We start from the raw sequence: 19573 nt of genomic DNA on the forward strand, positions 1-19573 counted from the left end.
AAGAGGCATGCAACCTAGTCTTGCCAACATGCCCGGATTGCGCGACTGCACGTCCGCGATCGACTTTGCGGCAAGCCCTTTCTCCGCCCGCGGCGGTTCACCATTTGGGGACTGACATGCTCAACGCCAACAATATGCTCGACAACTCCACCTGGCAGCAGGATCTGGATACACTCTTTGCGCGCATCAGCGATCACTACGTGGTCGAAGAAAACGCCTTCGTAAGTGAATTGATCAAGCTGATCGATGGCAAGGACGAGCACATCGAGCGCGTCGCCGACAAGACGGCTTCTCTCGTGCGCGAAGTGCGCGAGATGGACACCGCCGTCGATACCATCGACGAGCTGCTGCAGCAGTACAGCCTGGATACCCACGAAGGCTTGATGCTGATGTGTCTGGCCGAGGCGATGCTGCGCATCCCCGACAAGGCCACCGCCGATGCACTGATCGAAGATCGACTGGGCCCGGCCGACTGGAAGGCCCACCTCGGCAAGAGCGAGTCCTGGATGGTCAACGCCTCCACCTGGGGCCTTCTGATGACCGGCCGGGTGGTGAGCCTGGACAAGCCCAAGGATGGCAAGCCCAGCGGTTTCATCAACAAGATGGTCAACCGCATGGGCGAGCCGGTCATTCGCCGGGCCATGGTCGAAGCCATGAAGGTGATGGGCAAGCAGTTCGTGCTGGGGCGTGATATAGACGAAGCGCTCAAGCGCTCCAAGCCGCTGTTCGACAAGGGCTATACCTACTCCTACGACATGCTGGGCGAGGCCGCCCGTACCCGGCGTGATGCCGGCCGCTACTTCGACGACTACGCCACCGCCATCCGCCAGGTCGGCAAGACCAGCCGCAACCTGGGCGACAGGACGCCGGCACCGTCGATCTCGATCAAGCTGTCCGCGCTGCACCCGCGCTACGAGTTTGGCCGCCGCGAACAGGTCCTCGAGGAGCTGGTGGGCAGCGTCAAGGAGCTGGCCAAGCTGGCCCGGGACAATGACGTGGCGGTGACCATCGACGCCGAGGAGGTCGACCGCCTGGAGTTGTCGCTGGAGGTCTTCCGCGCCGTCTACGAGAGCGACATCTGCCGCGGCTGGGGCCACTTCGGTCTGGTGGTGCAGGCCTACTCCAAGCGCGCCCTGCCGGTGCTGCACTACCTCAACCGTCTGGCCGACTTCCAGGGTGACGAGATCCCGTTGCGTCTGGTCAAGGGCGCCTACTGGGACACCGAGATCAAGGAGTCCCAGCAGCTCGGCGTCGACGGCTATCCGGTGTTCACCCGCAAGGCATCCACCGATGTGGCCTACCTGGCCTGCGCGCGCTTCCTGCTGTCCGATGCCACCAAGGGTCGCATCTTCCCGCAGTTCGCCACCCATAACGCCCATACCATCACCACCATCCTCGAGCAGGCCAACCACACCAGCCGAGCCTTCGAGTTCCAGCGCCTGCACGGCATGGGCGAGGCACTCTACGATGCCGCGCTAAAGCGTGCACCTGAAGGCACCTACTGCCGTATCTACGCCCCAGTGGGCGCCCACAAGGACCTGCTGCCCTACCTGGTTCGCCGACTGCTCGAGAACGGTGCCAACTCCTCCTTCGTGCATCAGCTGGTGGACCCCAAGGTGCCGGTGGAGTCGCTGTGCGTCCATCCCATAGAGACACTGCGACAGTTCGACAGCCTGTCCAATCCCCAGATTCCGCTGCCTCGCGACATCTATGGCGAGCACCGCCCCAACTCCCGCGGCGTCAACCTGACCATCAACAGCCAGTACCAGCCGCTGATGGAGGCCATGGGCAAGCACATGGATACCCGCTACCAGGCGCGTCCGCTGCTGGCCTTCGAGGTCGCCGAGGACCCCGCCCAGACCCACGAAGTCACCAGTCCTTACGACCGTCGCCAGGCGGTCGGTAGCGTGCAGTGGACCACACGCGAACAGACCGAGCGGGCGGTGGACGCGGCCTGGGCTGCCTTCCCGGCATGGGAGGTCACCCCGGTCAAGGAGCGCGCCGACATCCTGAGGCGCTTCGCCGACCTGATGGAGGAGCACCTGGCGGAGCTGATGGCGCTGTGCTCGCGTGAAGGTGGCAAGCTGTTGACCGACGGCGTCGACGAGATCCGCGAAGCGGTGGACTTCTGTCGCTACTATGCGGTGCGCGCCGAGGAGATTTTCGGTGAGCCCACCGAGCTGCCCGGCCCCACCGGCGAGTCCAATCGTCTGCACATGGGCGGCAAGGGGGTGTTCGCCGCGATCAGCCCGTGGAACTTCCCGGTGGCAATCTTCTGCGGCCAGATGGTCGCCACCGCGGTGGCCGGCAATACCGTGCTGGCCAAGCCCGCCGAGCAGACGTCGATCGTTGCCCACCGGGTGGTCGAGCTGCTGTACCAGGCCGGCATGCCGCGTGAAGTGGTGCAGTTGCTGCCCGGCGACGGCCCCACCGTGGGCAGCGTGCTGACCGGCGATTCGCGGATCACCGGGGTGGTCTTCACCGGCGGTACCGATACCGCCCAGATCATCAACCGCGCCCTGGCCGAGCGTGAGAATGCGCCGCTGCCGACACTGGTGGCCGAGACCGGCGGCATGAACGCGATGATCGTCGACTCCACCGCCCTGCCCGAGCAGGTCGTCGCCGACGTCATCCACTCGGCCTTCCAGAGCGCCGGACAGCGCTGCTCGGCCTTGCGGGTGCTCTACCTGCAGGACGACGTCGCCGACCGTGTGCTACAGATCCTCGACGGCGCCATGGCCGAACTCCACGTGGGTGACCCACGCGACCTCGGCACCGACGTAGGCCCGGTGATCGACGAGGACGCGCGCAAGAACCTGCAGGCGCATATCGATCGGCTGAAGGGTGAAGGACGTCTGATCAGCGAAACGCCGCTGAAGCCCGAGCACACCAGTGAAGGCACCTTTGTCGCCCCGGCGGCCTTCACCATCGATGGTATCGATGCGCTCGAGAGTGAACAGTTCGGCCCGGTGCTGCACGTGGTGCGCTGGAAGTCCAGCGAGCTCGACAAGGTGATCGCCTCGATCAACGCGCGTGGTTATGGCCTGACCTTCGGCGTGCACAGCCGCAACGAATCCTTTGCCGATGAAATAGCGCGGAAAGTGCGCGTTGGCAACGTCTACATCAACCGCAATATCATTGGTGCTGTCGTAGGCGTTCAACCCTTCGGCGGTCAGGGGCTCTCCGGCACCGGTCCCAAGGCCGGCGGCCCCAACTACCTGTTGCGTTTCGCCACCGAGAAGACGGTGACCAACAACACGGCGGCACTCGGCGGCAACGCCTCGCTGCTGGCGCTAGGGGACGAGTAAGTCAGGCCCTGGCCTGCTGGTCCAACGCACTCACCCGACGGTCGGCGCACCGTCGGCAACCGGCGCTCACCCACTACCCCGAGGGGAGCGCCGGATCGCAGGGACGCGCGTGACGACCGCGCCCACACGGGGAGATCATCGCGCTCGACACAGGGCCGGTGACTTGAGAACGCCAACCACCCACGACAAAAACCACAAGGAACGCTCCCATGGTCGAAAACAACGCCACCATTGGCATCACGTTCGCGCTGTATCTGATATTGATGCTGGTCATCGGTATCATTGCTTACAAGCGCACCACCAATCTGTCCGACTATATCCTTGGTGGCCGCTCGCTTGGCCCCTGGACGTCGGCGATATCTGCCGGCGCCTCGGACATGTCGGGCTGGCTGCTGCTGGGTCTGCCCGGTGCGGCCTACGTCAGCGGTCTGTCGGCCTCCTGGATCGCCGTGGGCCTGTTGATCGGCACCTGGCTCAACTGGCTGATTGTCGCCCGGCGCATGCGCGTCTACACCTTCAAGGCCAATGACGCCCTGACCCTGCCGGACTTCTTCGCCAAGCGCTTTCGCGAGAAGGCACCGCTGTTGCGGGTGATCTCGGCGGTCTTCATCCTCTTGTTCTTCCTGTTCTACACCAGCTCCGGCCTGGTTGCCGGCGGCAAGCTGTTCGAGACGGTATTCGGCTTCGACTACACCATCGCGGTGACCGTCGGTACGCTGGCCATCATCTCCTATACCTTCTTTGGCGGCTTCCTGGCGGTCTCCTGGACCGACCTGATCCAGGGTCTGATGATGGCGGCGGCGCTGCTGGTCGTGCCGGTCATCGCCCTGACCGAACTGGGTGGCTTCAGCGGCAGTGGCCAGCAGATCCTGGCCGAGAACCCCGACATGCTGAGCTGGTTCGTCGATGCGTCCACCGGTGAAACCCTGACCGCCATCGGCATCATCAGTTCGCTGGCCTGGGGCCTTGGCTACTTCGGCCAGCCGCACATCCTGGCGCGTTTCGCGGCCATCCGCTCCGAAGCCGACATCCCCGCCGCCCGCCGCATCGCCGTGACCTGGTCGGGCCTGTGCCTGGTCTGCGCCATGGCGGTCGGTCTGCTGGGCCTGGTCTACATGACTCGCGACCTGGGTGACGGCGAGACCATCTTCATGGTCATGGTCAACGCCATCTTCCATCCGCTGGTCGCCGGTGTGCTGCTCGCCGCCATCCTGGCTGCGGTCATGTCCACCGCCGACTCCCAGCTGCTGGTGTCGTCCTCTGCCCTGACCGATGACTTCTACAAGGCGCTGTTCCGCCCCGACGCCAGCCAGTCCGAGCTGGTCTGGGTCGGCCGCTTTGCGGTCATCGGCATCGCCGTCATCGCCTACCTGCTGGCGATGAACCCGGACTCCACGGTACTGGGACTGGTGTCCTACGCCTGGGCCGGTTTCGGCGCCGCCTTCGGTCCTGCACTGATCATGTCGCTGTACTGGCGTCGCATGAACCAGTGGGGTGCGCTGGCCGGTATCGTGGTCGGTGGCATCACCGTGGTGGCCTGGGCCGAGATGTCCGGCGGGCTGTTCGATCTTTACGAGATCGTGCCCGGCGTGATCTTCGCCTACATCGCCATCGTGGTGGTGAGCTTGATGACCGCCGAGCCGAGCAAGGAGATCACCGAGCAGTTCGACACCCTGGAAGACGCCTGATCGTCAGTGATCGTCTGCCACGCAAGAAGGCCGCCCTCGGGCGGCCTTCTTCGTTACGGGACACATCCAGCACGCACCTGGCGCTCAACGCTCACTGACGGTCGAACCGCCCTGCCCACCTTAGCCGTGCACATCAGCCCCGTTCAAAACAGGCCGGCGTAGCGACACAGCAGCAGCACGATAAAGCTGACCAGTGCCAGCGGATACCAGGGCATGGCCCCCGCCAGACGCCACCAGCCGGGTACCGGTGAGAAGTGCAGCGGCATGGACAACCCCCCGCCCAGCGCCCACACCCCCAGGACGACCATGGCCAGCCTCGCCGGCGTCGGGAGATCACGAATCAGCCAGGGTTCCAGCAGCAGCCACACCGCCAACAGAGCGGTCAGTGCGAGCACCAGTGCCGCCCCGCCCCAGGGCAGCGTCGACATGCCGAGCAACCTCTCACGCCTTCGTCTGGCCACCATCCCGCACTCTCCTCCGGAGTCTTCTCCCACAGTGAAGACGATTTATCGCCGGACGGCGAGCGTTTATGCAGTGCACAAGCGCGCATCGACGTCTACGCCACAATGTGCAAAAAAATTGTACAGCATTTACATTACCTACCCGCCCAAGTCGATTTAGTTCCATAAATTCTGGCTAGTTACTGCTACCTGGCCAATTAAATATTTCTACAAGACATTTAGAAACACTGTTCGTAAACTGCGGAGCGTACAAGGTTACTTCCCTCGGGAAGGATGCCATCGGATCATCAAGGAGGTCCCGCATGAACATGACTCGACTGATGGGCACCGCAGCCCTGCTCGCTACCACCACCTTCGCCGCCCAGTCTGCCCTGGCCTATCAGGCAGGTGACATCTACGTGCGCGGTGGCTTCGAGAAGGCCGACCCCACCTCGGACAACGGCGATATCGCCAACCAGGATCTCGATGTCTCCGAAGAGAACGGCTTCGCCTACGGCGCCGGCTACCTGTTCCACGACAAGTTTGGTGTCGAGCTCAACGGCTCCGAGGCTATGGAGCACGATATCGCGGTCAACGGCGGTAATGTGGGCAGCGTCGACCGTACCCCGGTCAACCTGATGCTCAACTACTACCCGCTGGGCGGCGTGGAAAACGCTCGCGTCCACCCCTACGTTGGCGTGGGCATGAACTACACCCACTTCTCCGACGAGAGCTTCAACGCCGACCTCGATAGCTCCTACGGCGCCGCAGCCCAGGTGGGTCTCGACCTCAGCGTCACCGACAACCTGCTGGTCGGCACCTACGCCCGCTACGCCGATGTCGATTCCGATATCGAGGTCGACGGCCACGATGTCGGCGAGGCCGAGATCGATCCGATGACCATCGGTGCCGGCGTCACCTATCGTTTCTAAGCGCTTGCGCTGTATTGAGAAAACGCCTGCGCGATCTTGAAATAAGCGGTTGAACGGTCAGCTCGATCGCGCCGCATTCCAACCGCAGCATCGAAGGCGTCTGGCTTTGCCAGGCGCCTTTTTTGGTGCGTTGACGGTTCATTTTTGTCGACCAAAGGAGGTATTGAGGTAGATCAATAACCACGTTCTCGATGCGGCATACACTGCTTGGCAATCGGGCTCGCCGAATGGCTCGCCGACTTTTGCCAGTACGCAAGGAGAACACCATGCGCCATCCCCTGATCACCACCGCCCTGGTCGCCGCCATCGCCGGCAGCGCCCTCATCAGCAGCCAGGCCTTTGCCGCCTACGGCAAGGGCGACATCTACACCCGCATCGGGGTGGCGAAGGTCAAGCCCGACTCCGACAACGGCTCGCTGTTGGGTGGCGACATGGACACCGACGTCCATGACGACAATGGTTTCGCCTTCACCCTGGGCTATCGCTTCCACGACAAGTTCGGCGTCGAACTGCTGGCCGCTGAGCCCTTCGAGCACGACGTCGACCTCAGTACGGCAGAAGGCGATATCGGCGCCAGCGTCGAGCACCTGCCGCCGACTCTGACCGTGCAGTACTACCCCTTCGGTGGCACCGAGGCGCGGGTACAGCCCTACGTCGGCCTGGGGGTCAACTACACCCACTTCTCCGACGAGGATATCGCGTTGGACGGTGCCGATCTCGATCTGGAAGAGTCCTGGGGCTGGGCCGGCCAGGCGGGCCTCGACCTGGTCATCGACGACCACTGGGCGGCCAACATGGCGGTGTGGTATCTGGATATCGACAGCGACGTCGACCTCAACGGCGAGGACATCGGCGAGATCGAGGTGGACCCCTACGTGATCATGGCCGGTATCAGCTACCGCTTCTGATCCAGGGCTCGACCGCTAACACGCAGCGCCCGCTCCTGCCTGGCAGCAGCGGGCGCTGTGCTGTCACCGTCACCAGATGGCTTCTGTGGTCGTTCGCGTGGCAGTTGCCACTGCAATTCTCGAGGCAGGGGCTGCGGTAACAGGGCAAGCAGAGGCCTAGGCTTAGTACGAAAAGCCGGCGAGCGATGGTTAGACAAGGCAAAAACCGGTAAGAAAGCGCAGTTTACGAGATGTAAATGAGCATTTTGACGCGATTTTTAACGCCGTATTACCGAGCGCAGGCGCTTTTCGTACAAGCCTTAGCGGGGATGATAACGTGACAGCCCCAACCTCCCCAGAGTGGCATCATCGAGGTGCTCGACGGCCTCTACCGCCGCCAGCGCCTGGTGGTAGCCCTCGCTGAGGAAGTCACGACCGGCCAGCAGGTGCTCAAGGTACTCGCGGGCGGGCCGCAGGCCATCCCCCTGGCGTTCGGCGCCGGCGATATAGACCCAGGCCTCGATCGGCCCTTGTTCGGTGAGCACCGGCAGACGATGACGGTCGTACTCGTGCGGGTAACCTTCGAAGGGATCCATCTGCCGGATCTGCTCTGGCTCAAGGAGTTCGAACAGCGCGCCCTCGACCCGATCGCCTGGCGCCGGCACCACATTGGCGTGGGCAATGCCCGGCACCCGGGAGGCCTTGTTGAAGCGCAGCGCGTAGCCTTCCAGGCTGCCGGCCAGCACACGCCGGGTCTCGCCGATGCGCGCGGCGACACGCTCAATGTTCATGTTGCTGCCATAGGCAAAGTACCAGGGCATCGCCTTCTCCTCGCTGGGGACTTCTTCCGTTACCGGCGATTCAGTTTTCGGTGATCAGCCGGTCGATATCCTCGACAACCTTCTGCAACAGCATCCGGTCCTGGGCGCGCGCGCCTTCCTGGATCAGGTAGGCGTCCACCGCCGGGGCCACATCGCAACTGGCGGGCAGGGGTGCACGCTGTTCGACCAGGGTATCGAGCCTGGCGATAAACACGAAGCGCAGCCACTGGGGCAGCGACATGGTATCGATGCAGAACGGCTGCCGACTGTTGAAGGCGGCGGCCTCCGGCTTGTCCATACGCCACATGTTGGCGGCCTTCATGGTCGCCTCGAGCTCGCGCAGGGCCGCGCCCAGGGCGTCGTGGACGGAAGGTTCGGTGGGCATGATGCCTCCGCTTTGAAAATGGGCTAGGTGCACGTCATTGTCGCGTGCCGGACCAGCGAGGGCCAGCCCGGCAGCAACACGCGCCCCCCAAGAAACCGCTGCAAATGCGGCACCTCGAAGGGCACGCCTCGACGTGCAGACTTTCTCGAACGAGGATCTCGCCGGATGGATGAGCGATTCGGCCTACAGGGGCTCGGCGGCGGGCAGTACCTTGCGCAGGAAGTCCCGGGTACGCGGGTCCTGCGGTGCATGGAACAGCTCCGAGGGAGGCCCTTGCTCGACGATGCGCCCGCCCTCCATGAACACCACCCGGTCGGCCACGTCACGGGCAAAGGCCATTTCGTGGGTGACCACCAGCATGGTCTGGCGTTCACGCGCCAACTGCTTCATCAACGCCAGCACCTCGTCGACCCACTCGGGATCCAGCGATGAGGTGGGTTCGTCGAACAGGATCACCTCGGCCTGGGCGGCCATGGCGCGGCCGATCCCCACCCGCTGCTGCTGGCCCCCGGACAGCGACGCCGGATAGGCGTCCGCCTTGTCCGACATGCCGATGCGCTCGAGGATCTCCCGTGCCCGCTGGTGGGCCTTGGCCCTGGGCCAGCGGTTGACCACGATCAGACCCTCGGCGATGTTCTCAAGCGCCGTCTTGTTGGCAAACAGCGCGTAGTTCTGGAACACGAAGGCCGTGTGTCGACGGGCAGCCAGGATCTCGGACTTGCTGGCCTGGGTCAGGTCCAGATTCAGCGGACCCAAGGTCAATCGGCCACCATCGGGCTGCTCGAGAAAGTTGAGACAGCGCAGCAACGTCGACTTGCCGGTCCCGGAGGGGCCGATTACCACGATGATCTCGCCCTGCTGGATCTCCAGGTCGATACCGTCGAGCACGGTGGTATCACCGAAGCGCTTGGTCAGTCGCTCTAGCTTGATCATCGACGATAGGCCTCGTTGAGTCGGGATTCCAGGCGCCGCTGCAGCCAGGCCAGTGCCTCGACGATGGCCCAGTAGATCAACGCCACGGTGATGAAGGCCTCGAAGTACAGGAAGCTACCGGCGGCCTCTTTCTGGGTCGCCCCCATCAACTCGGTGACGCCCAGGGTGAACGCCAGCGAGGTGGCCTTGATCATGTCGATGAAGTAGTTCATCAACGTCGGCACCGCGATGCGAGTGGCCTGGGGCAGCACGATCCGGCGCATCAACTGGCCGTTGGTCATGCCAATGGACAGCGCCGCCTCGGTCTGACTGCGATCCACGCCGACGATGGCGGCGCGGATCGACTCCGCCATATAGGCCGAGAAGTGCAGCGTCAGCCCCATGATGGTGGCGGTGATGCCATCGATGGTGGTCAGAAACGACAGCACCTGGGGCAACCCGTAGTAGAACAGGAACAGCTGCACCAGCAGCGGCGTGCCGCGAAAGAACGAGATGAACCACAGCGTCAGGCCGTTGAGAACCGGGATCTTGAGTACCCGGATCACCGCCAGGCCACAGGCCAGCACCAGAGCCAGCGCCATCCCGGCCAGCGCCATCCCCAGGGTCAGGGGCAGGTAGCTGAGCAGGATGGGCACCAGCCCAACCATGTAGTCGAGGTCGAGAATGCTCATGGAGAGTCGATCACCGCTCAGGGCGTGGTGATATCGGCATCGAACCAGCGCTCGGAGATCTCGCTCAAGGTGCCGTCTTCACGCAGGGTGTCAAGCGCCTGGTCGACCTCGTCGCGCAGTTCCTGGTCGTCCTGGCGGAACGGCAGCGCATTGCGAATCTCGGAGAACGGCTTGCCGGCCAGCGCCAGCGGCAGCGGCTTTTCCTTGATCACCTGGGTGGCGCTGACGCGATCCATGACGAAGGCATCGACACGACCCAGCGCGGTGTCCTGCTCGATGTTGCTCTCATAGGTGCGGATATCAATCTCGTCGGCGTAGGGCAGCTCGCGCAGCAACTGCTCGTAGTTGGAGCCCAGGTTGACGGCCACGGTCTTGCCCGCCAGATCCTCGACACCGGAGACCTCGTCATTGCCTTCCTTGGTCACCACCTGAGCACCGTCATACACATAGGGCGAGGTGAACAGGTACTTCTGCTCACGTTCCTCGGTGATGGTGATCTGGTTGGCGATGGTGTCGATGCGCCCGGACTCGAGCATGCCGAACAACCCTGAGAAGTTGGCGGTGACGAACTCCACCTCGGTGCCCATCTCTTCGGCCACCGCTTCCATCACGTCGACCTCGAAGCCCTTGAGGGTGTCCTGCTCGACGAAGGTAAAGGGAAAGTAACCACCGGACATGCCGACTTTCAGGGTGTCGGCGTGGGCACCGGCAGCGACACCGATGGCACCTGCGGCGGCAAGAGAAACAGCCAGATGACGAACCATGGACGGCTCCTTGAAAACGATTGGGGCGGCCAGTGCGGCATGGCCCGGGAGGGTGACAGGTGGAGGCATCCATCGCCACTTCAACCCTGGGCTGCTCGATGGCTCAGCATGATTTGGAATAAACGACCGCTATTATATTCCAAATCGATAGCAGACGCAGTGAAAAATCCCAGGGTGAACCATAGCCTCCTGCTATTGCGACCGCCCTTTCCGGGAACAACCGCCGACAGCCGTCGGCTAACTGTCACCTCACCGACTTATCCCCACCATCATTCATTCACAGAAGCGCTGAATGTCCCTGTGGATAACCCTTTGACAGATGACGCCGAGCCGCTTCTGACGCTCTTTCGCGGCGCTTGATCAAAAATTCACCAGCGGTGCAGCAAAATACAGTGCGAGGGATGCACAAATTTCCGCCGTGGACGGCTGACACTCCTCGAGCGGCGCGATAGAGTGCACGCTGATCTTTCGGAGGGGCCATGCAAGCGATCCATCGTCTTCACGACTTTTTCACCCTGACCGGTGCCGAGGTGCGTCTCTATCATATGGGACGGCGTGTGCAACCCTGCGCGCTCGAGACCCTGGCAGACTTCGAGAGCGGCCAGGTCCCCTGGCCGGAACCCTGGCAGGGTCGTGCCCGCCTGGCGCTGGTGTTTCGCCTGGGTGACATGAGCGACCCGCTGATCTGGTTCCTGGCGCTGCCGGTGGACGAACAGGGCCTTCTGGATGCCGCCCAGCGGGACGCCTTCCTCGAGCGCCTGCTGTCCACCCTGGGCCGCAGCGCAGAAGCGCTGGAGCAGTCCGACGGCGGCGAGATCGACAACCTGATGAAGGACAACCCGCTGGCCTTCACCCCTTCCCTGACCTTTCAGGCGATGCTGCACGCCCGAGCCAGCGCCGATCTTGAGCGTCCCGCCAGCGAGCACCTTGAGCCGGTCGAAGCCTTCCTGTCGGGCCAGGGTGGCCACGACTGGCAGGCGCTGGGCCTGCAGGGGCTGGCCGACCATGTGGCGCGTCTCACCCCCGAGACTGAGGCCTCGCTGGTGGCCGCTATCCCGCAGCTGCACAGCGAAGTGCTGACATCGCTATGCTACTGTCTGGAACATGTAGCACTATCAGCAGAGCTTGCGGAGGCGCTGCGTCAGCGCGGCGAACAGGCCGCCAGCCAGGGCGACATCGAGACCTTCTGCGCCTGTGTACGCGCCGTGGGCAACGCGCCCGACAGCCTGGCCGGTGACTGGTTCGACGCCCTGCTGGCCGATAGCGATGCCTGCGGCCCGGACACCCTCGCGGCAATCGCCGCACGGGGCTGGCAACACCTGGAGCACGCCGAGCGCCTGCCGCTGTTTCTGGAGCGGGTCGCCGAATGCGACGGGGCCGACTTCCTGGCCGTTGCGAGGGACCTGGCGCAGATCCCCCGGCTGCGTCTGCCGGTACTGATGACGCTGCGTCAGGCGCCGAAGGACTCCGCCACCGCTCGCCGACTGGCGGCGGTCAAGGGCACAGGCGGTCATTGATTCGCTTGCCCGTGTGACGTTCGTTGCCACTGACAGTTCGACAACGGACGTCGCCTGAATAACAAGCAGCATCCCGCGACAAGGAGAAGACATGAAGGACCTGCCCTTTCAGGCTCAGGCCGTCGTCGGTCGCCGCGAGATGGTGATCCTGCCGCAGATGCACCTGCATCTGTGTGCCAAGGTGGACACCGGCGCTCGCACCTCGGCGCTGCACGCCGAGGAGATCGAGTCCTTCGAGGAGGACGAGATCCTGTGGGTCAGCTTCGTCACCCGTGCCGGCGGCCCCGACAGTCCGTCACATCAGTACCGCATGCACCTGCATGATCGGCGCAAGGTCACCAGCTCCAACGGCCAGGCCGAGTGGCGCTACTTCATTCGCACCCAGATGCAGATGGGGGATCTGGAATTTCCCGTCGAGCTATCCCTGACCGACCGGCGCAACATGCGCCACCCCATGCTTCTCGGTCGCCGCGCACTGCGCCGCCTGCTGGTGGCGCCCGGCGCTACCTTTCTGCACGGCGAACCCTGACGGATCCACCGCCCCTGACCTGGAGACTCGCACATGCATATCGCGCTGCTGTCCCGCAACCGCAATCTCTACTCCACTCGTCGCCTGGTGGAAGCCGCCGAACAACGCGGCCATACGGCCCGGGTGGTCGATACGCTGCGCTGCTACATGAGCATCGCTTCTCACCATCCGTCGATTCACTACAAGGGTGAGGAACTCGAGCCCTTCGACGCCGTCATCCCGCGCATCGGCTCCTCGGTCACCTTCTACGGCTGCGCCGTGCTGCGTCAGTTCGAGATGATGAACGTCACCGTGCTCAACGACAGCGTCGGTATCACCCGTTCCCGCGACAAGCTGCGCTCACTGCAACTGCTGTCTCGCAAGGGCATCGGCCTGCCGGTGACCGGCTTCGCCCACTCCCCCGATGACATCCCGGACCTGATCACCATGGTCAAGGGCGCCCCGCTGGTGATCAAGCTGCTGGAAGGCACCCAGGGTATCGGCGTGGTGCTGGCCGAGACCAACCAGGCGGCGGAATCGGTGATCCAGGCGTTCATGGGCATGAAGGCCAACATCATGGTTCAGGAGTACATCAAGGAAGCCAAGGGCGCCGACATCCGCTGCTTTGTCATCGGCGACAAGGTGGTGGCAGCGATGAAGCGCCAGGCGGCCGAAGGCGAGTTCCGCTCCAACCTGCACCGCGGCGGCAGCGCCAGCGTCATCCGTATCACCCCGGAAGAACGCTCCACCGCCATCCGCGCGGCCAAGTCCATGGGGCTGCGCGTGGCCGGTGTCGACCTGCTGCGCTCCAACCATGGCCCCGTGGTGATGGAGGTGAACTCCTCGCCCGGCCTGCAGGGCATCGAGAGCGCCACCGGCAAGGACATCGCCGGCCTGGTCATCGAACACCTGGAAAAGAGCGCCACGGCGCGTCCACGGACCCGTACGCCGGCCAAACCCAAGGGCTGAAGCGGCAAGGGCTCAAGATAAAAGCCCCGTAAAGGATGACGCCGACGGGCGACCGATAGTACGGTCGCCCGTCTTGTCATTGGCGCTCACTTACCGCTCACAAGCGCGAGGCGGCCCTTCGCCTACGACGATATCTCGCCGCAACCGGGCCAACTTTGTCAGCGCTTTTCGACCAAGGTCGAAGCGATCGACCACCCCACCGCAAGAATCATAAATATTTGCCACATTAGGGGTGGCAAAACTCCTGCTGGAGCCCCACAATTTGCGTCACCGGAGGAGGTGACGCGCATGTTTCTCGATAATCGCCAGGTGGCGATGGACAGCCTGCTGGAGGCCCTGGCCGACAGCGTCGACTATTTCCAGGACAATCTCGAGCGCCTGCGACCCTCGCTGCGCGACGCTCTGGAGCCCCACTTCGAGACGCGCCAGAAGACCATGCGCGAGCTCCAGGAGCTGGCGCGCGAACACCTCGACCTGCTGCCGCGTGATGCCGACGTCGAACGCGACGACTACATGTGGCTGTGGAGTCGTCTCAAGAGCTTTGTCGGCAACGACTCACAGGTATTGATCAACGAGCTGCTCGAGCAGGAGCGGGTGCTGATGCAGTCCCTCTCCACCCTGTTTACCCATCCCTTGCCGGGCCCCATCGAGCCGGTGATCGAAGAGGTATGGAAGGGTTGCCGCGCGCTGATTCGCGAGCTCTACGACCTGCAGAAGTCGACCGCCCAGAAGCGTGGCGCAGGCCGTCGAACCGTCAAACGCTGACGCCGCCGACCACAACGCCAATCCACGAAAACGCCTTGCCAGGCTCTGCCGGCAAGGCGTTTTTATTGGTGAAGCGGATGCCTGGGGAAAGCGACTGCTCTCAGTTCTTGTCGGCGTCGGGCGTGCGCAGCAGCAATGGCGCCACACTGGCGTCGCCTCTGGTCAACACCTCATCGATGATCTCGTGAAGACTCCGAGCCTCGATGCGAGCTGCCGGCGCCGCGATCTTCAAAGGCTCCAGCGGGCCAAGAAAGCGCGGCTCGCGCTGCCACAGGTAGAGATCCCCCAGAGTCGCCACCCGGGCCACCCACTCCCGCAGGATCAGCCAGCGAGAACCCTCCCTCTCGGGCGCCGGGCAGCCCTCGACCTCAAGTCCCAGGGCATCAGCGATGAACAGCGCCCGCGGCAGGTGCCAGTCCTGGGTAATCAATAGCGCGCGCTCCACTTCGAACACGTCGCGGGCCCTGGCCAGGGTATCGAAGGTGCTGAAACCGGCGTAGTCCAGCGTCATGTCGACCTCGCGCACGCCACGCGCCTTGAGATCGCGCCACATGGTCACCGGCTCGTTGTAGTAGCGGGTGGCATTGTCACCGGACACCAGCAGGTGGCGCAGACGTCCCTCGTTCATCAACCGGGCGGCGGCGATCATGCGCCCTTCGAAGTGGGGATTGCGGGTACCGCTGCGGGTCCAGTGGGAGGTACCGAAGACGATGCCGACCTGGTGGGGGCGGCATTCGACGAGGCGAGGAGCGATGCGATCGCGGGTGGTGGCCACCACCCAGGCGTTGGCCGCGACAAAGGCCAGGGCGAGCAACAGGACCAGGCTACCGAGACACAGCAGCAGGCGACGAAACATCGTGAACAGCGGCTCGCGCATGACGATTCCAATTGACAGCGGAGGTCAGGACCCGCTGCGCGGGCCAGAGAGGGCCGGGTCAGAACATGCCAAGTTCCAGCTTGGCCTCGTCGCTCATCATCTCACGACTCCAGGGGGGATCGAAGACGATCTCGGTATGCACCTTGGAAATCTGCGGTGCTCCCAGAATCTTGTTGCGCGCATCCGCCGCGATCACATCGCCCATGCCACAACCGGGGGCGGTCAGGGTCATGCGAATGGTGACGATGCGCTCACCACTGATCAGGCGCTCGATACGACAACCGTATACCAGTCCCAGATCGACGATATTGACCGGGATCTCGGGATCGAAACAAGTCCTGAGCTGATCCCAGACAAACGCCTCGATCGCCGCATCGTCGGCCTCGGGGTCCAGTGTCGGGCGTGGCATCGGCTCGAGGCCCACCGCGTCCAGGTTGGATCCCTCGATCAGGTACAGACGTCCCTCGTAGGCAACACTCAGGGTGCTGCCCTTGGCCTGCATCACCGAGACGATGCTGTCCTCGTCAAGCGTCACCGTCTTGCCGAAGGGAATGGAGATGACCTCCACGTCCCGCTGCAACGGCAGTTGCTGGCCCTTGCTCAGTTGAGCAATCTGATCGTGTTCGCTCATGCAATTCCTTAGGCGGGTACGCCGAATGACTCCCTTGCCAACCAGGGCTCGAGGCGGCACGCGCCGCCCCGAGCCGCTCTGCTGCTTCAGCGCAGCATGCTGATCACCCGCTGGAGGCTCTCGACCAGCACGTCGACTTCCTCCGGGGTGTTATAGGCCGCAAAGGAAGCGCGACAGGTGGCATCGACGCCGAACTGGGCCAGCAGCGGCTGGGCGCAGTGGTGGCCGGTACGAATCGCCACGCCGAGCTGGTCGATCAGCAGACCGATATCCTGGCTATGCACGCCGTCGACCACAAAGGACAAGACGCCTGCCTTGTCCGGCGCGGTGCCCAGCACGCGAAGGCCATCCACCGCCGCCACGCTTTCGGTGGCGTGCTCGAGCAGGCGATGCTCCCAGGCGCTGATGTGCTCAAGGCCGATCGAGTTGACCCATTCGATGGCACGGCCCAGGGCGATCACTTCGGCGATGGCCGGCGTGCCCGCCTCGAACTTGTGGGGAATGGCGGCAAAGGTGGTCGGCGTCTCGAAGGACACCGTGGCGATCATCTCGCCGCCACCCTGCCAGGGCGGCATGGCCTCGAGCAGTGCCTCGCGGCCGTAGAGCACGCCGGCGCCGGTGGGACCATAGACCTTGTGCCCCGAAAATGCGTAGAAGTCGGCACCGATGGCCTGAACATCGATCGGCTCATGGGGTGCCGCCTGGGCGCCATCCACCAGAATCAGCGCATCGTGCTGATGGGCGACCCGGGCCATCTCGGCCACCGGGTTGATGGTACCGAGGGCGTTGGAGACGTGATTGACCGCCACCAGCCGGGTGCGCTCGCCGATCAGGTCACGGTAGGCGTCCTGATCCAGCGCGCCACGCTCATCCACCGGGATCACCTTGATGGTGAAGCCGCGCTCGGCCGCCAGCAGCTGCCAGGGCACGATATTGGAGTGATGTTCGAGCTGGGAGATCAGCACCTCGTCACCGGGACCGAGGTTGGCGCGCCCCCAGCTCTGGGCCACCAGGTTGATCGCCTCGGTGGTGCCACGGGTGAACACGATCTCGCGGGTGCTCGCGGCGTTCAAAAAGGCACGCACGGTCTCCCGGGTGCCCTCGAAGGCCGCCGTGGCCTCGTCGGCCAGGGTGTGAAGGCCACGATGGATATTGGCGTTCATCTGGCTGTAGTAGTGATCGAACACCTCGATCACCTGACGTGGCGTCTGGCTGGTGGCGGCGTTGTCCAGATAGACCAGGGGCTTGCCGTGGACCTCCCGATCGAGGATCGGGAAGTCCTTGCGCACCCTCGCCACATCGAGCAGCAGATCGCTGAAGTGGGTCATGCTCAGTCCTCGTTGAGGGCCACGGCGGCTTCCACCAGACCGGCCAGGTGGAAGCGCTCGGGCAGCTTGCCGGCCACGGTCAGCTCGACCCGCTCGGACACCGCGTCCAGATTCACCTGGTCCATCACCTCACCGGCGAAGGCCAGGGTCAGCAGTCCACGTGCAGTGGCCTCATCCAGCCCGCGGGTACGCAGGGCAAACACCGCTTCCTCGTCGAGCTGACCGGTGGTGGCGCCGTGGGAACACTTGACGTCGTCGGCGTAGATCTCGAGCTCGGGCTTGGTGTCGATCTGGGCACGATCGGAGAGCAGCAGGTTGGCGTTGCTCTGGTCGGCCTCGATCTTCTGGCTGTCGCGCTTGACGATCACCTTGCCGTTGAACACGCCGTGGGCGCGGTCATCGAGGATGCCCTTGTAGTTCTCGTGGGAGAAGGTGTGGGGCGCGTTGTGGTTGGCCAGGGTGTGGTTGTCCACGTGCTGGCGATTCTGGCCGTAGAACAGACCATTGAAGGTCACCTCGGCGCCCTGGCCATTGAGGTCGCTGACCAGGTCGTTGCGCACCAGTCCACCACCGAGGGTGATGTTGAAGGAGGTGAACTGAGCGTCGCGGCACTGCTCCACGTGGATACTGGCCACGTGCAGGTCCTGCTCGGGCGACTCCACCAGCTTGTAGTGGGTCAGGTTGGCGCCACGATCGAGCATCACCTCTTCCACCAGGTTGGTGAAGTTGGCGGCGCCCTCTTCACCCACATGGTGTTCGATCACGGTGGCCTGGCTGCGTCCGCCCGCCTCGATCAGGATACGCGGGTGGCTCATCACCGGCGCCTCGTTGGCCCGGGACAGGAACTGCAGCACGATGGGCTTGTCGACCACGGTGCCGGGCGCCAGGCGCACCAGCGCGCCCTCCTCGAAGAAGGCGGTGTTGAGCGCCGAGAAGGCCGAGAATTCGACCCCGGTCAGGCGCCCCAGCGGGCCGCCGACGGCCTCGTGGTTCTCTTCCAGGGCCTGGGACAGCGGCTGCACCTGCACGCCACCCGGCAGCTCGGACAGGTCCGACAGGGCGCTGGAAAAGACGCCGTCGACGAAGGTCAGACGGTGGGCGTCCAGCGGAAGCGTCAGGGCAGCGGCGCTGGCCTGGGAAAACTCGGCAGAGCCTGTGAGCTGGAAGTCGGTGCGACTGATGGCGCGCACGTCGGTGTACTTCCACTCTTCGACGCGGCGATCGGGAAAGCCCATCGCCTCGAAGCGGGCCGCACCGGCCTGGCGCCGTGCGGCGATCCAGGTGGGTTCGCCGCGGCGCGCCTCGCTGCGCTCGTTCAGACGATCGAGAAAGCGTTGCACATCACTCATGCAGCGGGCTCCTCTACGACCCAGTCGTAGCCACGGGATTCGAGTTCATGGGCAAGCTCTGCGCCGCCGCTCTTGACGATCCGGCCGTTCACCAGCACGTGGACGTGGTCGGGCACGATGTAGTCGAGCAGGCGCTGGTAGTGGGTCACCAGCAGGATGCCGCGATCTTCACTGCGCAGCGAGTTGACCCCATCGGCCACCACCTTCATGGCGTCGATGTCGAGGCCGGAGTCGATCTCGTCGAGCATCGCGAGCTTGGGCTGCAGCACCAGCATCTGCAGGATCTCGTTACGCTTCTTCTCGCCGCCGGAGAAGCCTTCATTGACGGCACGCTGCAGGAAGCTGTTGTCCATCTTCATGAAGGACACCTTTTCCTTGATCAGCTTCATGAACTCGGGTGCCGGAATCTCGCCCTCGCCGCGCGCCTCGCGCTGGGCGTTGAGCGCCGCCTTGAGCAGGTAGATGTTCTTGACCCCCGGGATTTCCACCGGGTACTGAAAGCCCAGCAGCAGACCGGCCTGGGCGCGCTCTTCGATCTCCATCTCGAGGACATCCTTGCCCTCGAAGGTGATCGAGCCCGCGGTCACCTCGTAGCCGTCCTTGCCCGCGATGACGGCGGACAGGGTCGACTTGCCGGCGCCATTGGGACCCATGATGGCGTGCACTTCGCCAGGCTGGATGGACAGGGTCAGACCCTTGAGGATTTCAGAGCCCTCGACGGTGACGTGGAGATCCTTGACTTCGAGCATGTAGACACCTTTGCGATGCCCGCCGCGCCGGGCGGCGGGAGAAAAACGAAT

Annotated in this window: 19 protein-coding genes; 8 read left to right on the plus strand and 11 right to left on the minus strand. The window is 63.9% G+C overall.

What is annotated here, in order from left to right; all coding sequences use genetic code 11:
• The first annotated feature begins 116 nt into the window (after nt 1-116).
• A complete protein-coding gene (putA, locus tag NFG57_RS13410) occupies nt 117-3308 on the plus strand; it encodes a bifunctional proline dehydrogenase/L-glutamate gamma-semialdehyde dehydrogenase PutA (protein ID WP_348814532.1) in 3192 nt (1063 codons plus the stop codon).
• 209 nt (nt 3309-3517) lie between these two features.
• Nucleotides 3518-4996 carry a sodium/proline symporter PutP gene (gene putP, locus NFG57_RS13415; RefSeq protein ID WP_045994400.1) on the plus strand — a complete coding sequence of 493 codons (1479 nt, stop codon included), beginning with the start codon at nt 3518-3520 and terminating at the stop codon, nt 4994-4996.
• A 143-nt stretch (nt 4997-5139) separates the two neighbouring features.
• On the opposite strand, the gene NFG57_RS13420 is transcribed toward putP, so the two are convergent.
• Nucleotides 5140-5460, minus strand: coding sequence for a hypothetical protein (locus NFG57_RS13420; RefSeq protein ID WP_348814533.1), 321 nt, complete (start codon nt 5458-5460; stop codon nt 5140-5142).
• Between the two features lie 299 nt (nt 5461-5759).
• Between NFG57_RS13420 and NFG57_RS13425 the strand changes: the two genes are divergently transcribed.
• Both NFG57_RS13425 and NFG57_RS13430 read left to right on the plus strand, forming a co-directional pair.
• Entirely contained in the window at nt 5760-6368 is a 609-nt protein-coding gene (locus NFG57_RS13425) for an OmpW family outer membrane protein (RefSeq protein ID WP_108450177.1), read from the plus strand.
• Between the two features lie 266 nt (nt 6369-6634).
• Nucleotides 6635-7276 carry an OmpW family outer membrane protein gene (locus tag NFG57_RS13430; RefSeq protein WP_348814534.1) on the plus strand — a complete coding sequence of 214 codons (642 nt, stop codon included), beginning with the start codon at nt 6635-6637 and terminating at the stop codon, nt 7274-7276.
• 299 nt (nt 7277-7575) lie between these two features.
• On the opposite strand, the gene NFG57_RS13435 is transcribed toward NFG57_RS13430, so the two are convergent.
• The 5 genes from NFG57_RS13435 to NFG57_RS13455 all read right to left on the minus strand — a co-directional run bounded on the left by NFG57_RS13435 (nt 7576) and on the right by NFG57_RS13455 (nt 10829).
• Nucleotides 7576-8076: a gamma-glutamylcyclotransferase family protein gene (locus tag NFG57_RS13435; protein WP_348814535.1), complete on the minus strand. Its 501-nt coding sequence runs from the start codon at nt 8074-8076 to the stop codon at nt 7576-7578.
• A 40-nt stretch (nt 8077-8116) separates the two neighbouring features.
• Nucleotides 8117-8461, minus strand: a complete 345-nt coding sequence (locus tag NFG57_RS13440; RefSeq protein WP_108133007.1) for a YqcC family protein — start codon at nt 8459-8461, stop codon at nt 8117-8119.
• A 183-nt stretch (nt 8462-8644) separates the two neighbouring features.
• Nucleotides 8645-9394, minus strand: a complete 750-nt coding sequence (locus NFG57_RS13445) for an amino acid ABC transporter ATP-binding protein (RefSeq protein WP_108450180.1) — start codon at nt 9392-9394, stop codon at nt 8645-8647.
• The gene (locus tag NFG57_RS13450) at nt 9391-10065 is read right to left on the minus strand and encodes an amino acid ABC transporter permease (protein WP_045995127.1); all 675 of its coding nucleotides are present in this window, start codon (nt 10063-10065) and stop codon (nt 9391-9393) included. Before NFG57_RS13450 ends, NFG57_RS13445 begins: the two co-directional genes overlap by 4 nt.
• A gap of 17 nt (nt 10066-10082) precedes the next feature.
• Entirely contained in the window at nt 10083-10829 is a 747-nt protein-coding gene (locus NFG57_RS13455; RefSeq protein ID WP_287165107.1) for an amino acid ABC transporter substrate-binding protein, read from the minus strand.
• Nucleotides 10830-11308: 479 nt separating this feature from the next.
• Between NFG57_RS13455 and NFG57_RS13460 the strand changes: the two genes are divergently transcribed.
• From NFG57_RS13460 to NFG57_RS13475, 4 genes are all read left to right on the plus strand, one after another.
• The gene (locus NFG57_RS13460; RefSeq protein WP_348814536.1) at nt 11309-12346 is read left to right on the plus strand and encodes a DUF3549 family protein; all 1038 of its coding nucleotides are present in this window, start codon (nt 11309-11311) and stop codon (nt 12344-12346) included.
• Nucleotides 12347-12437: 91 nt separating this feature from the next.
• Nucleotides 12438-12875: a RimK/LysX family protein gene (locus NFG57_RS13465; protein WP_045995124.1), complete on the plus strand. Its 438-nt coding sequence runs from the start codon at nt 12438-12440 to the stop codon at nt 12873-12875.
• Nucleotides 12876-12908: 33 nt separating this feature from the next.
• On the plus strand, nt 12909-13823 hold the full coding sequence (rimK, locus tag NFG57_RS13470) for a 30S ribosomal protein S6--L-glutamate ligase (protein WP_045995123.1): 915 nt from the start codon (nt 12909-12911) through the stop codon (nt 13821-13823).
• Nucleotides 13824-14111: 288 nt separating this feature from the next.
• On the plus strand, nt 14112-14588 hold the full coding sequence (locus NFG57_RS13475; protein WP_045995122.1) for a hypothetical protein: 477 nt from the start codon (nt 14112-14114) through the stop codon (nt 14586-14588).
• A gap of 100 nt (nt 14589-14688) precedes the next feature.
• Here the strand turns inward: NFG57_RS13475 and NFG57_RS13480 are convergent, their stop codons facing one another.
• From NFG57_RS13480 to sufC, 5 genes are all read right to left on the minus strand, one after another.
• A complete protein-coding gene (locus NFG57_RS13480; RefSeq protein ID WP_071211162.1) occupies nt 14689-15465 on the minus strand; it encodes an ElyC/SanA/YdcF family protein in 777 nt (258 codons plus the stop codon).
• A 58-nt stretch (nt 15466-15523) separates the two neighbouring features.
• A complete protein-coding gene (gene sufT / locus NFG57_RS13485) occupies nt 15524-16096 on the minus strand; it encodes a putative Fe-S cluster assembly protein SufT (RefSeq protein ID WP_045995121.1) in 573 nt (190 codons plus the stop codon).
• Nucleotides 16097-16182: 86 nt separating this feature from the next.
• Nucleotides 16183-17424, minus strand: coding sequence for a cysteine desulfurase (locus NFG57_RS13490; RefSeq protein WP_045995120.1), 1242 nt, complete (start codon nt 17422-17424; stop codon nt 16183-16185).
• Nucleotides 17425-17426: 2 nt separating this feature from the next.
• Nucleotides 17427-18773: a Fe-S cluster assembly protein SufD gene (gene sufD, locus NFG57_RS13495; protein ID WP_108133009.1), complete on the minus strand. Its 1347-nt coding sequence runs from the start codon at nt 18771-18773 to the stop codon at nt 17427-17429.
• Nucleotides 18770-19522 (minus strand): Fe-S cluster assembly ATPase SufC, encoded by a 753-nt coding sequence (gene sufC / locus NFG57_RS13500; protein ID WP_045995118.1) that lies wholly within the window; start codon nt 19520-19522, stop codon nt 18770-18772. The genes sufD and sufC overlap by 4 nt, the downstream gene beginning before the upstream one ends.
• Nucleotides 19523-19573 lie beyond the last annotated feature (51 nt).

It is taken from the genome of Halomonas sp. H10-59, assembly GCF_040070555.1.
Classification (GTDB): Bacteria; Pseudomonadota; Gammaproteobacteria; order Pseudomonadales; family Halomonadaceae; genus Halomonas; species Halomonas litopenaei.

Bases quoted from the DNA above. Each gene is read 5' to 3' on its own strand.
- NFG57_RS13440 (WP_108133007.1), bottom strand. From the start codon at position 8,461: ATGCCCACCGAACCTTCCGTCCACGACGCCCTGGGCGCGGCCCTGCGC.
- NFG57_RS13430 (WP_348814534.1), top strand. From the start codon at position 6,635: ATGCGCCATCCCCTGATCACCACCGCCCTGGTCGCCGCCATCGCCGGC.
- sufC (WP_045995118.1), bottom strand. From the start codon at position 19,522: ATGCTCGAAGTCAAGGATCTCCACGTCACCGTCGAGGGCTCTGAAATC.
- putP (WP_045994400.1), top strand. From the start codon at position 3,518: ATGGTCGAAAACAACGCCACCATTGGCATCACGTTCGCGCTGTATCTG.
- putA (WP_348814532.1), top strand. From the start codon at position 117: ATGCTCAACGCCAACAATATGCTCGACAACTCCACCTGGCAGCAGGAT.
- NFG57_RS13475 (WP_045995122.1), top strand. From the start codon at position 14,112: ATGTTTCTCGATAATCGCCAGGTGGCGATGGACAGCCTGCTGGAGGCC.
- NFG57_RS13435 (WP_348814535.1), bottom strand. From the start codon at position 8,076: ATGCCCTGGTACTTTGCCTATGGCAGCAACATGAACATTGAGCGTGTC.
- NFG57_RS13455 (WP_287165107.1), bottom strand. From the start codon at position 10,829: ATGGTTCGTCATCTGGCTGTTTCTCTTGCCGCCGCAGGTGCCATCGGT.
- NFG57_RS13450 (WP_045995127.1), bottom strand. From the start codon at position 10,065: ATGAGCATTCTCGACCTCGACTACATGGTTGGGCTGGTGCCCATCCTG.
- NFG57_RS13420 (WP_348814533.1), bottom strand. From the start codon at position 5,460: ATGGTGGCCAGACGAAGGCGTGAGAGGTTGCTCGGCATGTCGACGCTG.
- NFG57_RS13465 (WP_045995124.1), top strand. From the start codon at position 12,438: ATGAAGGACCTGCCCTTTCAGGCTCAGGCCGTCGTCGGTCGCCGCGAG.
- NFG57_RS13490 (WP_045995120.1), bottom strand. From the start codon at position 17,424: ATGACCCACTTCAGCGATCTGCTGCTCGATGTGGCGAGGGTGCGCAAG.
- sufD (WP_108133009.1), bottom strand. From the start codon at position 18,773: ATGAGTGATGTGCAACGCTTTCTCGATCGTCTGAACGAGCGCAGCGAG.
- rimK (WP_045995123.1), top strand. From the start codon at position 12,909: ATGCATATCGCGCTGCTGTCCCGCAACCGCAATCTCTACTCCACTCGT.
- NFG57_RS13460 (WP_348814536.1), top strand. From the start codon at position 11,309: ATGCAAGCGATCCATCGTCTTCACGACTTTTTCACCCTGACCGGTGCC.
- NFG57_RS13480 (WP_071211162.1), bottom strand. From the start codon at position 15,465: ATGCGCGAGCCGCTGTTCACGATGTTTCGTCGCCTGCTGCTGTGTCTC.
- sufT (WP_045995121.1), bottom strand. From the start codon at position 16,096: ATGAGCGAACACGATCAGATTGCTCAACTGAGCAAGGGCCAGCAACTG.
- NFG57_RS13425 (WP_108450177.1), top strand. From the start codon at position 5,760: ATGAACATGACTCGACTGATGGGCACCGCAGCCCTGCTCGCTACCACC.
- NFG57_RS13445 (WP_108450180.1), bottom strand. From the start codon at position 9,394: ATGATCAAGCTAGAGCGACTGACCAAGCGCTTCGGTGATACCACCGTG.